Origin of the sequence: Janthinobacterium sp. YR213 (assembly GCF_900099875.1) — a bacterium.
GTDB lineage: Bacteria > Pseudomonadota > Gammaproteobacteria > Burkholderiales > Burkholderiaceae_D > Janthinobacterium > Janthinobacterium lividum.
Genome location: NZ_FNDA01000001.1, coordinates 1 through 14,024 on the forward strand (window position 1 = coordinate 1; position 14,024 = coordinate 14,024).

The window sequence follows — 14,024 nt, forward strand, 5'->3', positions numbered from 1 at the left end:
GACTACTATATCCGCGGCTACGACGTGCGCAACGGCAAGACCGTGTGGAAAGCCCGCCTGCCGGCCGGCGGCCAGGCCACGCCGATGAGCTATGTCTCCGACAAGACGGGCAAGCAATATGTCGTGGTGATGGCCGGCGGCCACGGTTCGCTCGGCACGAAGATGGGCGATAGCCTGGTGGCGTTTGCCTTGCCGGACGAGGCGGTGAAGGAGGCGGGGAAAACGAAATAATTACGCTCGCTGCGGCGCCGCCACTGCTGGCGGCGCCGCAGCGTCATTCATTGTCGGACCGGCGAGTTTTCAAATTTGCATGTTGCTTGTGGGAATGCCGTTTGTTAGACTCAGGAGCGGACCCATATCGCATATCTGTGACTGACTTAATGAAAACGACGACCCTCTCAGTAATAACTGCCGCATTACTTTCCCTTGGTGCTTGTTCTCCTAAAACACCCAATGCCGAACTGGATGCGGCGAATAAAAAGATCGCCGCGCTGGAAGCCGAGCTGGCGCTTGAAAAGGCAAAAAATGCTTCAGGTTCCGTAGCCGGCGCCGCAGCCTCTGCGCCAGTGGCAAGCGCCGCTGCCGTGGCCGAAACAGTTGTGACGGGAAAACAGTGGAATTATGATGTGAGTGAAGACAAGATGGATGGCGGCACGACATATTTCGCTAACGTGTATAGCACCAATAGCGTTAATTTTGACTTCCCCTACAGCGGATTACAAAACGCCAAATTGACTTTGCGGGCAGGATACCGTCAAGGTAAAGATGTGATTTTTTCCATTAGAAAGGGGCAGATATTGTGCCCCTCCTATCAAGATTGCACGGTGCTGGTGAGATTTGATGACGAAAAGCCAGTGAATTATTCCGCAGTGGCTCCTGCGGACAATAGTTCAGATACGATTTTCTTGCGCAATTATGAGAAATTCCTGGGAAAACTGCAAAAAGCGAAAAGAGTGCGGATTGCCGTGGATATTTTTCAGGAAGGCGCACCCGTATTTGAATTTGATGTCAGCGGATTTGACCGCCAACAATATCAGCCCAAGAAATAAATTCGCTTCCTGATAAAAGGGCGTTGTCCGCAAGCTTATTGCAGACAACGCCCTTTTTTATTTCGCTGCCAATCCCAGCTTCAAGCCCACCAGCTTGCCCGGCGCGGCCTCCGTTTTTTCCGGCGCGCCCGCGCTGACCCTGGCCGCCGGCGTGCCATCCTGCTGCAGGGCCGCCAGAATCGCCGCGCTGCGCTGGGCGCCCAGCTTGCTCAAGGCGTCGGCAGGCAGGGGCTGTTTGGCTTCCAGCTGCTCGCGCAAGCCGTTGTAGAAAGCGCCCGTGTCCGCCACTTGCGGCTCTCCTTCGATCAGTTTGCCCAGGCGTTGCAAGACGGGGATCTTGGCCGCCGCCGGAGCGGAGGCGCTGGCGGATGCCGCCGCTACGGCCGCTGTGGCTGGTACGGCCGATTCCGCCGCCTTTTTCTGCTTGTCCAGCTCGGCCTTGCCGAAGCGTTCCGCGTACAGGTCGCGCAGGGCGCTGCGGATCTTGCGCTCGCCCAAGTTCAGCGGCCCCGGCTCTTCGCCCGCTTCCAGCTTGATGCCGGCCTTGGCTGCGACGGCGCGGCGCACGGCCTGGGCGCGCAGGGCGGCCGCGTCCGTATCGCTGTACTGGCCCGGCACGGCCAGCTTCAGCTGTTCGCGCTTGGCCAGGATTTGCGCCACCTGCTTGAGCTTTTCCCGTTCCGGCGGCAGCAGCACGGCGCTGCCCGCATCGAAGTCGATGGATTCGAGCTTGTCGGCGCTGATGCCCAGCAAATTGCCCAGCGCGCGGAATGGCGCCGTGACGATTTTCGTCAGCACATTGCCCACGGCTTTCCAGATCAGGGCGCCATAGCTGAATTGCGGGTCGTTCATGTCGCCCGACACGGGCAAACCGAGGTCGATGCGTCCGTCCGAGTCCTTGAGGATGGCCAGCGCCAGTTCCAACGGCAGTTTCAAGGCGTCCGGGCTGTCGATGCGCTCGCCCAGGGTCAGCTTGTCGAGCACGATCTGGTTGGTGCCGTCGAGCTGGCGGTTGCGCACCTTGTATTGCAAGTCCAGCGAAATCTTGCCTTCAGCCACCTTGTAACCGGCGAATTTCATCGTGTACGGCGAGGCGGACACCATATCGACATTCTTGAAGACCACGTTCAAGTCCGTATTGTCGGTGGGCGCAAACGGATTGAGTTGGCCACGCACGCGGGCCAGGCCGAATTCGTCGATGCGGCCATCGAGTTCGATCTGGCTGCGCGCATCGCGTTTCGTCGACAGGCCCGTGACGACGCCATTGAGTTCATAGATCTTCGCGGCGAACTGGGGCCGCAAGCTGAGGTCGGCAAAGTCCAGCTTGGCGCTTTGCAGGCGCACGCGGCGCACGCGCACGGGGAAGGCGGCGTCCGCTGCCGGCGTGGCGGTGGCAGGAGCCGGGGCGGGTGCAGTGGCTGGTTCCGGCGCCTTGACCAGCAGGCGCTGCGCGTTCAGGCTGCGGTCGTTTTCGATGATCAGCTGGGCGTTCGGTTCCACCACGCGCAGTTCGGGGATATCGACAAAATCAGGGCCCACGCTGGCCGTCAGCTTGTCGGCGCGCACGCTCTTCCACGAGGCAAAGCGCTTGCCATCCGTTTCATTGAGCACCAGGCCTGCGATATCCACGCCGCCTACATAGCGTACTTTCGGCACTTTCGGTGCGCCGCCGCCCGTCGTCAGGCGGCCGCTGCCGGAGAGTGAGCCGCCCGCCAGCTTCAGTTTTAGATGTTGCGCCAGCAAGGGTTGCACAGGGGCCAGGGTCAGCTGTTTCAAATTCAATTGCGCATCGACGGCGCCCGTGCCCGGCACGAACTTGCCATTGGCCGTGAGCAAGCCGCCTTCGCGCAGGCCCACGCCCAGCTCGAAAGGCAGCGCCTGCTTCATATCGTTGCTGACGTTTTGCAGGGACAATCTAGCATCCTGCAGGTTGCCCTTGATGCCAGTGCCCGCATCGTCGAAACGGGCGCCGAACTTGCTCAGTTCCACCTTGTCCACCTTGGTGGACCAGGGCGCGGACGGGGTTTCCTTGTCTGCGTCGGCTTTGCCGGAGGCAAACACGGGCAGCTTTTGCGCAATCGCAAATTCGCCCTGGCGGTTGCGCGCCAGGTCGATCTGCGCGCCGCTGGCCGTCACGGCGCCCAGGTGCACGGTATGCGCCGCCAGGTCGATCTTGCCCTCTGTAAAGCCCAATTGGACCAGCTTGAACGGTGTTTGCGCGCCCCTCTGCATGGCGAGGTCGGCCAGGCTGAAGCTCGCGCCGTCGATCACGGTGGCCATGCCCGCTGGATCTTGTTGCAAGCCCAGTTGCAGCTGCAGTTGCAATTGTTTCGCGCTCAGCTGCAAGGCTGGCGAGACGGTTTCATCGATGGCGGACACGTCCACATTGGCCAGCGCCAGCTGTTTTAAATCCACCTTCCATTTGCCAGGCTTGGCTGGTGCGGTGGCGGCGGGCGCGGGATTGCCCGGCAGCATCAGGTTCGCCACGTCGATCTCGCCCTTGCTGTCGCGCCGCACGGCCACCTTGCCGCCGTACAGATTAATTTTATCCACCGTGACGTTCTGGCGCGCCAGATCCACGTTCACGCCGGCGATGCCCAAGGTATCCAGCGATGTGAATGGCGCGCCCTTGCCATCTTGCACCAGCGCCAGGTCGCGCAAGGCCAGGCCCGCGCCTTTGACGGTGGCTTCCAGCTTGCCGTCCGCATAGGAAAAAGCGTAGGGCAGGCGCGCCGACAATTGGCCGCTCGTGACTGTGGCGCGCGTATAGGCTTTCAGATAGGCGGCCAGGCCGGGCAGGGAAGCGTCGTTCAGTATCAACTCGCCTTCGCCACGGATGGGGCTCAGCGACGCCGTGCCGCGCCAGTGCAGCTTGCCGCCGCGCGCCGCATCGGCGCTGAGGCTGTAGCTGCCGTTGGCGTCGGGCAGGGTCGAGATATTATCGAGCGTAAAGTTGATCGGCGTAAAGTTGTCCGCATAGCCTGCCTTCTGGTCTTGCCAGTCTACTTTGCCTTGTTCCAGGGCAAAGTGGGCGATGACGAGGCGCGGCATGCCGCCGTCGCTCTTTTCCGGATGGTTGCGTTGCCAGGTGGCCAGCACTTCGGCCAGGTTGAACTTGCCATCGGGCGTAATCGTCAGCTGCGCCTGCGGCGCCGTGATGCGGATTTCCGCCAGGCTCCAGGCGCGGCGCACGATGGATTTCCATTCCAGCTGCACGGCCAGGGCACCGATGGACAGCAGCGGCGCGCCGCTCTTGCCATCCGCGCCGGGCGCTTCCTTGAAAGCGATCTGGTCCGCTTCCAGGCGCAAGGTAAACGGGTTGAAGTGCACGTCGGCGATGCTGGCCTGGCGCGCGAGTTCTTTCTCGGCAAATTTGGGTAACTGGTTTTTGATGACGTAGGGCACCAGCCAGAAGCCGGCCGCGCTGTAGGCGGCCAGGGCGCAGCCTGTGCCGACGGCCCAGCGCTGCCAGCGTTTCCAGCGAAATGTTTTCGTCTGCACGCTTTTGTTGTCGATTGTGTTCACGAACTTACCTTTAATATTCTTGTTAGGCGGCGCAATCTGCGCGCCGTGACTGTCAGTATGCCTCTTTGCGGCCTCGTCTGCAAAATCCAAACGTGTTCAAGTGATAACAGGTGCCCCGGCGATCTTGTTTCTTCTGTAAAACTCACACAAACTCACCTTTTATTGATAATGATTCCCATTACCGGTATCATGGCCACTAACCGTAAGTTTCCATTTGTACATATTTTCTCATTGAAAGCCCGATGTCATGCCTGTCGCTTTTCCACGCACCCGTTTACTTCCAGTCGCCGCAGCCCTGTCGCTGGCCTTCGCTTCCCACGCCGTGTTGGCGGCCAATGGGGCCAGCGGCCAGGACGACCTGACGGCTGGCGATGAGAAAGTCATGCAAGCGGTGCAGGTGACGGGCACCCGCGCGCAGGGCCTAGTGCCGCTCACCACGGAGGCGGGCAGCTTTCGTGGCGCCAGCATCATGGACGTGCCGTCGACCGTCAACGTGATCACGCGCGAATTGCTGGAGCAGCAGGCCGTGTCCGGCCTGTACGACGCCGTGCGCAATACGGCGGGCGTGACGCGCCAGCAAAACGGCGGCGAGACCTGGGATCAATTGGTGATACGCGGCATCGCCGTGGAAAACCGCACGAATTACCGCCTGAACGGTTCCATGCCCATCATGAACTTCTCGCAAGTGCCCATGGAGAACAAGGAGAGGGTGGAAGTGCTGAAGGGCGCCTCGGCCCTGTATTACGGGTTTACCTCGCCGGCCGGCGTCGTCAACTTCGTCACCAAGCGGGCCGGCAGCCAGCCCGTCACGAGCATGGGCCTGAGCCTCGACGACCGCGGCAGTGCCGTGGCGCATGTCGACGTGGGCCGCCGCTTCGGCGCGCAGCAGGAGATCGGCGTGCGCATCAACGCGGCCGGCGGCACCCTGGGTTCCTGGCTGGACCATGTCGGCAACGGCAACCGCCGTTTCATTTCCACGGCGCTCGACTGGAGAGTAACGAACAAATTGCTGCTGAAGGCGGACCTGGAATACGAGCGCCGCAGGGTGACGGAGCAGGCGGGCGTGGCCTTGCCCACGGCCGTGAAAGGCGTGATCAGCTTGCCACGCGCCGTCGATCCGCGCAAGCTGATCGGCCCCGACTGGTCACATTTCGAGGCGCAGACGAAAAACGCGCAATTGCGCGCCGACTATGCCATCACGGATGGCTGGGCCTTGACGGTGGAAGCGGGCCACTCGGAAACGGCGCGCGACCGCCGCCTGGCCATCTTCCGCCTGAACAACGCGGCCGCGCTGGCCACGGGCGCGGGCCGCATCACGGGCAATATCCAGCACAGCGTGACGGCGTCGGACCTGCTGCGCGCGGAACTGGCTGGCAATTTCAATACAGGTTTTATCGCCCATGAACTGACTCTGGGCGCCTCGCGCACGGACAAGTCGCAAGATCCTATCTACCAGAGCAACTATACGATTGCCTCGCAAAACCTGTACAACCCCGTGCCCGTGACGAATGTCGTGTTCGGCCCCAAGCCGACGGCGCCCACGACGGCCGCGCTCGACACGCGCGACACGGGCTTGTACGCGCTTGACCGCATGGTCTTCAGCCCGCAATGGCAAAGCGTCATCGGCGTGCGCCGCAGCAGCTATCAAAGCGACCAGGGCGCCAGCCACTACGACGTCAGCAAGACGACGCCGATGGCGTCAGTGATCTACAAGGCCACGCCAGAGCTGTCGTTTTACGTGTCCACGGCGCGCGGGCTGGAGGAGGGGGAGACGGGGCCGACGGGCACCGCCAACCAGGGCGTCAAGATGGCGCCCGGAGTCAGCAAACAGAAAGAGCTGGGCGCGCGCTGGCTGACCCCAAGCGGCACCTTGCTCTCCGCCGCGTTGTTCGACATCACGCGCCCCGGCTACTACACCAACGCCAGCAATGTGTTCACGTCCGATGGCGAACAGCGCTACCGTGGCCTGGAGCTGTCGACTCAGGGCAAGCTGACGCGCCAACTGTCGTGGCAGACGTCAGCCCAGTTCCTCGACCCAAGCTTTGCGCGCATCAACGCCGACTACAACGGCAAGGCGCCGGAAAACGCATCGAAACGCACGGCCAGCGCCTTTTTTGCTTACGCGTTTGACGCCGTGCCGGGCCTGTCCGTCAACGGCGGCGCGTATTACTACAGCGCCCGTCCCGTCAACGACCTGAACCAGGCTTTCCTCGGCGGCGTGAGCCTGTTCAGCGCGGGCGCCCGCTATGCGAGCCGCGTGATGGACAAGGCCGTCGTGTGGCAGCTCAACGTGGAAAATGCGGCCGACAAGCGCTACTGGGCCGGCGCCGGCACGCGCCTGGCGTCCGGCGCGCCGCGCGCCGTCAAGCTGAGCATGAAGGTGGATTTGTAGGAAGGTTTGACCTGCGCCCTGTGCGCAGGGTGCTTGCGCTGATACAATGTTGCCATGTTCATCAGCAAAGGCAAGGCAAGCATCGTCCTGTGGATCGCGTGTATCGCCATCTTCCTGGCCGCGCTCGCCCCTACGGTGTCGCGCGCGCTGACGGTCGCCAGCGGCCTGGCCGTGCCCAGCCTGGAAATCTGCTCGGTGGCGGGCGGCATGAACATGCTGCCCGCGGCATTCTCCACGGACGCGCCCGATACCTCCAAGGGCGGCATGCGCATGGGCGATTGCCCGTGCTGCAGCATGCATGCGGCCACCCTCGATATTCCCCCCACGACCCTCGTGCTCGCTTCCGGAGAAATCCTCACGGGCTTGCTGCCCCTGCTGTTCTACCAATCCGCCACGCCCCTGTTCGCCTGGACGCCCGTCCAGCCCCGCGGGCCGCCCGCCGCTTTCTGATCTGTCCCTTTCCCTGAACTGCCTTGCGCCGCGCGTGTCGTGCGCTTGCGTCTGTTCGTTTTACCCATACAGAATCTGAAAGCAGCACCATGAAACATTTACCGTTATTGATTTCCCTCGCCATCGCCATGCCCGCCGTGGCGCAAACCCGCACTGAAGAGGTCTTGCCCGAGATGAAAGTCATCGTCGCGGGCGTCAAGGAAGGCTACCGTCCTGCCGCCGACACGGCGCTGATGCTCAGCAGTACACCCGGTTACAGCGTCGCGGCCGGCGGCGGCGTGTCCGGCTTGCCAGTCGTCAATGGCTTTGCCGATGACCGCATCAAGATTCGCATCGACGGCATGGAACTGACGTCGGCCTGCGCCAACCACATGAATGCGCCGCTGTCCTATATCGACCCGCAGCAGGTGCAGCGCATCAAGCTGATTGCCGGCGTGACGCCCGTCAGCGCGGGTGGCGACAGCATCGGCGGCACCATCGAGGTGCAGTCGAACGCCCCCGTGTTCGCCCAGCCCGGCGCAGGGCTGCTCACGCAAGGCAGCTTTGCCGTGTCCGGCCGCAGCGTCAACAACAGCGTGGCGACCAGCGTGAATGCCTCGGCAGCCAATGATATGCTCAGCATCGGCTACAGCGGCGCCTACACGCGCGGCCACAGCTATGAAGATGGGCATGGCAACACCGTGCTGGCCAGCATGGTTGAAAGCATCAACCAGTCCATCGTGCTGGCGGCGAAACGCGATGGCCAGCAGCTGACCCTGCGCGCCGGCGTGCAGCACATCCCGTACCAGGGTTTTCCCAACCAGTACATGGACATGACGGATAACCACGGCCAGTTCGCCAACCTGGCTTACCAGGGCACATTTGCCTGGGGCGTGCTGGACGCGCGCGCCTACTGGCAGCAGACGGACCACGAAATGGGCTTTTTTACGCCCGAGCGCGCGGGCACGATGCCGATGATCACGCACGGGCGCAACACGGGCTATGCGCTGATGGCCAGCTTGCCGACCGCTGCGGGCGAGTTGCGCCTGGGCCAGGAGTGGCACGGTTTTCGCCTCGACGACTATTGGCCAGCCGTGCCCGGTTCCATGATGATGGGGCCGCGCACCTATCTGAACATCAACGACGGCAAGCGCGACCGTACCGTGCTGTTTGGCGAGCTGGAGACGCGCCATGGCCAGGATGCGCGCTGGACGAGCGTGCTGGGCTTGCGCGGCGAATCCGTGCGCATGGACACGGGCGACGTGCAATCGTACGGCACCAACATGATGAACATGCCGGACGTGATGGCAGCCAGGGCTTTCAATGCGCGCAGCCGCAGCCAGCGCGACACGAATATCGATGCCTCCGCGCAAGCCACCTTCACGCCCGATGCGGCCAGCAGCTATGAATTCGCGCTGGCGCGCAAGGTGCGCTCGCCCAACCTGTACGAGCGCTACTCGTGGGGCCGCGGCTCGATGGCGATGACCATGACCAACTGGTTTGGCGATGGCAATGGCTATGTGGGCAGTATCGACCTCAAGCCCGAGACGGCTTACACGGCGGCTTTCACGGCCGACTGGCATGGAGGCGGCGAGGAGGGCTGGTTCGTGCGCGTCAACCCGTACTACAGCAAGGTCGACAATTACATCGACGTCGACGTGCTGGCATCTTTTCACCCGTATATGAAAATGGGCGCGAACGGTAATTTGCTGCGCTTTGCCAACCACGACGCCAAACTGTACGGCGCCAATGTGGCATGGCAGCTGCCGCTGGCCAGCAGCACGCGCTGGGGCAGTTTCATGGCCAGCGGCAACGCCGCATACACGCGGGGCAAGCGCAGCGACGGCGGCGACCTGTACCGGATGATGCCGTTCAACGCCTTGCTGGCCGTCGAGCACAAGCTGGGTGCCTGGAGCAACCGCATCGAGACGAAGATCGTGGCGCGCAAGGAGAAGGTCGACGCGCGCCGCTTCGAACCCGAGACGGGCGGTTATGCGCTCGTCAACCTGCGCAGCAGCGTGGCGCTGGGCAAGATGGCCAGCCTGAGCGCGGGCGTGAGCAACCTGTTCAACCGCGCGTATGCGGACCCGCTGGGCGGCGTGTACCTGTCGGGCTTGAAAACGAACGGCGGGGTGCTGCAAGCCTTGCCTGCAGAGGGCAGGTCGATTGATCTGGGGCTGCAGCTGAAGTTCTAAGGCTGGCAATCCGCGGGCGCCTCCCAGTTGCCGCTGCGGCAGGTGGAAGGCGCCTGCCGAATGCACCGCATCGGCGCTGGCCGGGTGTTTGTGAGAATGTGTGCATGTTTCTTTTCATTAATTTGTTATCCTTTACGGCGCCTGCATCAGGCGTTGCGCACATGGATGCGATGCTGGCCTTATCTGCTGCAATGATGCGGGCTCACAACAAGGGTGTACATGATCGCATTTAAAGATTTTCGTTCCTCCACTTCGGGCAGCCCACTTTCTGATTGCATGGACAGGTCGCTGGTATTGGCCAACGCATGGCTGGAGAAAACCGGCGTTCGCCCCGTCAATATGGAAACCATCATGGAAACCAGGGGCTGGATGGCGATAGCCAAGGTTGAATGCGGTATAAGGGTGTGGTATGAAGCCGGTTCTGCTGTGTTGAAAGCGTAGCAGATTTCCCTTGATTCAAGTTATCGGGTAGCGCAGCGGGATGCCCGATTTTATGTTTTGCGATCCCGCCACATTTGCCACTATTTCAGGAGATTTTTTTTGCTGTCAGAATATGAAAAACGCGCTCTTGTGCAAATTCATGCGTGGAAAAATCCACGTCAAACCTGGTTTGACACGGCTATGGGTTACGTCAACAAACCCTTTGCAATTGCGGGGGCTGCAGCCGATAAAATTCCTGGTTTCACAGAAACCTGTGCCAAGGCGATGAATGGTGTCGTGGGCTTGGTGAATGATGCTTCGCAATGGTCCGTCAGGCCACCTGCCATTCTCAAGGAGCTATCCGAAATCTCCAAGCAGGAAATTACACAGCTGGATCAAGTGCAGTTGCTTGATCTGCAAACAATTGATAGGGCAATTGGCTGGCTTGATACGAAATATGAGGGTATCGCCCTGGTGGAGGGCGCCGCTGCGGGAGGGACGGCAGTCATTAATCCACTGGTTGCCTTGGCCGCCATTCCGGCAGACATGGTAGCGCTGCTGGCAATGAATCTGCGTGCAATTGGAGAATACGGCACCTACTGCGGCTTTGACATGTCATCCCAGGAAGAGCGACTTTTCTCGTTGAATATCCTGGCGCTTGCATCGAGCACTACAGATGGCGGGAAGCAAGCCGCCTTGTCGCATTTGGTGAAAATTGCACAGGAAGTGGCGAAGAAGAAGACGTGGGAGCAGCTGGAAAAAAGCGTGTTTGTTCAGGCAGTCTTGTCCATCGCGAAAGCCCTCAGCATCAATCTGACAAAAGCCAAATTAGCGAATGTCATTCCCGTTGCCGGCGCCGCAATCAGTGGCGGATTCAATGCCTATTACACGGATAAAGTATGTAAGGCGGCATTCTATTTGTATCGGGAGCGCTTGCTGGCGATGAAGTCTGGCGCGCAAGCTATCGAAGTGACAGTGACGCCCGCCAAAAGCGATATCTGGAGTGCAGAGGAGGGTGGTGGCTAAGCTGATGCCGCCTCCGTTCGCCACGACGTCAGTTTGTGTCTGTACCACAGACCTTTTATAGTGTCTTGACGACGTTTAATGTGCAGCCTGAAATAATGAGCATTTCAGTCTTCAGGTCCATTTTATAGAAATAAAAGAAGATCTGAAAAGGGAAATATGCATACGCACGCTCACAAAACACAAGATCAGGCAGGCAAATCGCTTGCGCGCGAGCCGACTCACACGCAAGAGGCAGGCAGTAGCTACCATCAACCGATGCAATCGATGGATTTTCATAAGCTGGCGTACAGCAGCCATCAAGTCGCACAGCCAACTCAAAATGGTGGCAATGGAATGGATCCCAAAAATGTTTTCGCTCAGGATGGGGGGACGAATAACAGCAAGTACAAGGCATTCGAGAACCGTATGCGCAATGCACTGAATTTGTATGATGCCAAGGATAAGGTGACATTTGTCTGCTATCTGGCTGGTAGCAATATAAAACAAGGCGTGATCGCCGATGCCGGGATGGATACTGCCAGCGATATCTCGTCTGATGATGACAGCTGATTCAGCGGGCCGGAACCCGGGTTTTGCGCCGCGAGGCCGCAAGTGTGTACGGTGAACCGGCCGGATGGGTGTCCCTGGATATGCTATCGCCCCCACCAATCCCCTCACAGGTGATTCTTCGTCATCCATTGCCTGATCAACCATCCTTTGCCAGCGGCGCCCGGATGCGGTCTAATCATGGCTTGTTCTTACACGAGGTTGCCATGCTGCCCACTTCCGCCATCGCCGCGCTGCGCGAAAAATTTCCCCTGATTACAGAACTGATGGCCTTGCAGCCCTTGAGCTGGTTTAATCCCGCCATCGCGCCAGCGGCCGAGGCCTTGAACGACGTGGGCTTGACGGCGGACGATGTGGCGGCCGCCAGCGCGCGCCTGGCCCGTTTTGCGCCCTACCTGGCCAAGGCTTTCCCGGAAACGCAGGCCAGCGGCGGCATCATCGAGTCGCCCGTCGTGCCGCTGCCAGCCATGCAGGCAGCGCTTGGCATGCCTGGCGGCCGGCTGTGGCTCAAGCAGGATAGCCATTTACCCATTTCCGGCTCCATCAAGGCCCGTGGCGGCATCTATGAAGTGCTGAAACATGCGGAAATGCTGGCGCTGGACGCCGGCTTGCTGAAGGAGGGCGACGATTACAGCTTGCTGGCCAGCGACGCCGTGCGGGCCTTCTTTGGCCAGTATGCGATCGCCGTCGGTTCCACGGGCAATCTGGGCTTGTCGATTGGCATCATGAGCGCGCGCCTGGGCTTTCGCGCCACCGTGCACATGTCCGCCGATGCGCGCCAGTGGAAGAAGGACAAATTGCGCAGCCACGGCGTCACCGTCGTCGAGTACGCGACCGACTACAGCGTGGCCGTGGAAGCGGGCCGCAGGCAGGCGGAGAATGATCCGGCTTGCCACTTTGTCGACGATGAAAACTCGCACGATCTGTTTCTCGGCTACGCGGTGGCGGGCCAGCGCCTGAAAGAGCAATTCGCCGCAAGCGGCGTCACGATCGATGCCGCGCACCCGCTGTTCGTGTATTTGCCGTGCGGCGTGGGCGGCGGCCCCGGCGGCGTGGCATTCGGCTTGAAGCTGGCCTTTGGCGACCATGTCCACTGCGTGTTTGTCGAGCCGACCCATTCGCCGTGCATGCTGCTGGGCGTGCACACGGGCTTGCACGATCGGATCAGCGTGCAGGAAATCGGCATCGACAATGTCACGGCCGCCGATGGCCTGGCCGTGGGACGTCCGTCGGGCTTCGTCGGACGGGCCATGCAGCGGCTGATCGACGGCTACGCCACCGTCAGCGATGAAGAGCTGTACCGCTTGCTGGCGACGCTGGAGCAGACGGAGCAGCTGCGCCTGGAACCGTCGGCCGTGGCCGGTTTCGCGGGTATCCCTTTCGTGCTGGCCGCGCCGCAATATCAGCAGAATCTGGCGCAGGCCACGCATCTGGTGTGGGGCACGGGCGGCAGCATGGTTCCCGAGGCGGAAATGGCCGCCTACGTGGCGCGGGGCCGCGCGCTACTGGCGGCCGGAGCCGCTTGATGCCGGCCGGCGCGGCGCTCACGGCCAGCCAGTTCGCCAACCTGCACACCTTTCTCGTGGCGGCGCGCCATGCCAGCTTCGCGCTGGCGGCGCAGGAACTGGCGCTCACGCCCAGCGCCGTCAGCCACCGCATCGCGCGGCTGGAGGCGGGCCTGGGTATGCGCTTGTTCCAGCGCCTGACGCGGCAAGTCAAGCTGACGCAGGACGGCGAGCGCATCTTTGCCGCCCTGCAGGCGGGCTGGGATGGCCTGCAGGCGGCCATTGCCGGCAGCGACACGCTGGCGGGCAGCGTCACCGTGCATGCGCGCCCCTCGGTGGCGCAATGCTGGCTGGTGCCGCGCCTGGCAGGGTTCGCTGCGCAGTATCCGGACGTGTCGATCGATTTGCGCGTGGGTAATGATAGCGTGGACTTTCGCGTCGGCCAGGTCGACCTGGCCTTGCATTATGGCGACGGCAGCTTTCCCGGCCTGGCCTCGCGCAAGCTGATGGATGAATGGCTGGCGCCCGTCTGCAGTCCCGCTTATGCGCGCGAACACGGCCTGCTGGAGACGCCACATCACTTGTCCAGCGCGACGGTGCTGCACGACACCCTGGCCTGGCCCGCCTGCGCGCCTGATGCGGAGTGGCGCCTGTGGCTGGACAGGCAAGCGCCAGACGTGAGTCTGCCCGCGCGCAGCCTGCGCTTCGACCGCGCCGACCTGTGCGCGCAGGCGGCCATCCACCACGCGGGCGTGGCCATGGGCCGGCGCCAGCTGGTGCAGCCGTGGCTGGCCAGCGGCCAGCTGGTCTTGCCGTTTGGCGGGTTTGCCTTGGCCAGCCCGCAGGCGTATTACCTCGTGCACAGCGGGCGCGCCGCGCTGCCGGCACGGGTGCAGGCCTTGCTCGACTGGTTGCTGGGGCAGGCAATTTGATACAC

At 61.8% G+C, this 14,024-nt stretch carries 11 protein-coding genes; 10 read left to right on the forward strand and 1 reads right to left on the reverse strand.

What is annotated here, in order from left to right:
* Together BLT98_RS00005 and BLT98_RS28520 are read left to right on the forward strand one after the other, a co-directional pair.
* Window positions 1-231: PQQ-binding-like beta-propeller repeat protein (locus BLT98_RS00005; protein WP_170846241.1), on the forward strand; the 231-nt coding region annotated here is incomplete at its 5' end.
* Between the two features lie 149 nt (window positions 232-380).
* Window positions 381-1,049 (forward strand): hypothetical protein, encoded by a 669-nt coding sequence (locus tag BLT98_RS28520; protein WP_139178891.1) that lies wholly within the window; start codon window positions 381-383, stop codon window positions 1,047-1,049.
* A 57-nt stretch (window positions 1,050-1,106) separates the two neighbouring features.
* On the opposite strand, the gene BLT98_RS00015 is transcribed toward BLT98_RS28520, so the two are convergent.
* Complete coding sequence (locus tag BLT98_RS00015; protein ID WP_244517329.1) at window positions 1,107-4,574, reverse strand: DUF748 domain-containing protein; 3,468 nt, start codon at window positions 4,572-4,574, stop codon at window positions 1,107-1,109.
* A 247-nt stretch (window positions 4,575-4,821) separates the two neighbouring features.
* Here BLT98_RS00015 and BLT98_RS00020 point away from each other — a divergent pair, with 247 nt between their 5' ends.
* The 8 genes from BLT98_RS00020 (at window position 4,822) to dsdC (ending at window position 14,019) form a co-directional block, all read left to right on the forward strand.
* Window positions 4,822-6,966, forward strand: coding sequence for a TonB-dependent siderophore receptor (locus BLT98_RS00020; protein ID WP_092604735.1), 2,145 nt, complete (start codon window positions 4,822-4,824; stop codon window positions 6,964-6,966).
* Between the two features lie 54 nt (window positions 6,967-7,020).
* Window positions 7,021-7,416, forward strand: a complete 396-nt coding sequence (locus tag BLT98_RS00025) for a DUF2946 domain-containing protein (RefSeq protein ID WP_092604736.1) — start codon at window positions 7,021-7,023, stop codon at window positions 7,414-7,416.
* Between the two features lie 89 nt (window positions 7,417-7,505).
* Window positions 7,506-9,590 carry a TonB-dependent receptor gene (locus tag BLT98_RS00030; protein WP_092604737.1) on the forward strand — a complete coding sequence of 695 codons (2,085 nt, stop codon included), beginning with the start codon at window positions 7,506-7,508 and terminating at the stop codon, window positions 9,588-9,590.
* Between the two features lie 219 nt (window positions 9,591-9,809).
* The gene (locus BLT98_RS28525; RefSeq protein ID WP_139178895.1) at window positions 9,810-10,031 is read left to right on the forward strand and encodes a hypothetical protein; all 222 of its coding nucleotides are present in this window, start codon (window positions 9,810-9,812) and stop codon (window positions 10,029-10,031) included.
* Between the two features lie 99 nt (window positions 10,032-10,130).
* Window positions 10,131-11,036 carry an EcsC family protein gene (locus BLT98_RS00035; protein ID WP_034781566.1) on the forward strand — a complete coding sequence of 302 codons (906 nt, stop codon included), beginning with the start codon at window positions 10,131-10,133 and terminating at the stop codon, window positions 11,034-11,036.
* Window positions 11,037-11,192: 156 nt separating this feature from the next.
* On the forward strand, window positions 11,193-11,585 hold the full coding sequence (locus tag BLT98_RS28530; protein ID WP_139178898.1) for a hypothetical protein: 393 nt from the start codon (window positions 11,193-11,195) through the stop codon (window positions 11,583-11,585).
* Between the two features lie 203 nt (window positions 11,586-11,788).
* Window positions 11,789-13,108, forward strand: coding sequence for a D-serine ammonia-lyase (locus BLT98_RS00045; protein WP_092604739.1), 1,320 nt, complete (start codon window positions 11,789-11,791; stop codon window positions 13,106-13,108).
* Window positions 13,108-14,019, forward strand: coding sequence for a DNA-binding transcriptional regulator DsdC (dsdC, locus tag BLT98_RS00050; protein ID WP_092604740.1), 912 nt, complete (start codon window positions 13,108-13,110; stop codon window positions 14,017-14,019). Before BLT98_RS00045 ends, dsdC begins: the two co-directional genes overlap by 1 nt.
* Window positions 14,020-14,024: the final 5 nt, after the last annotated feature.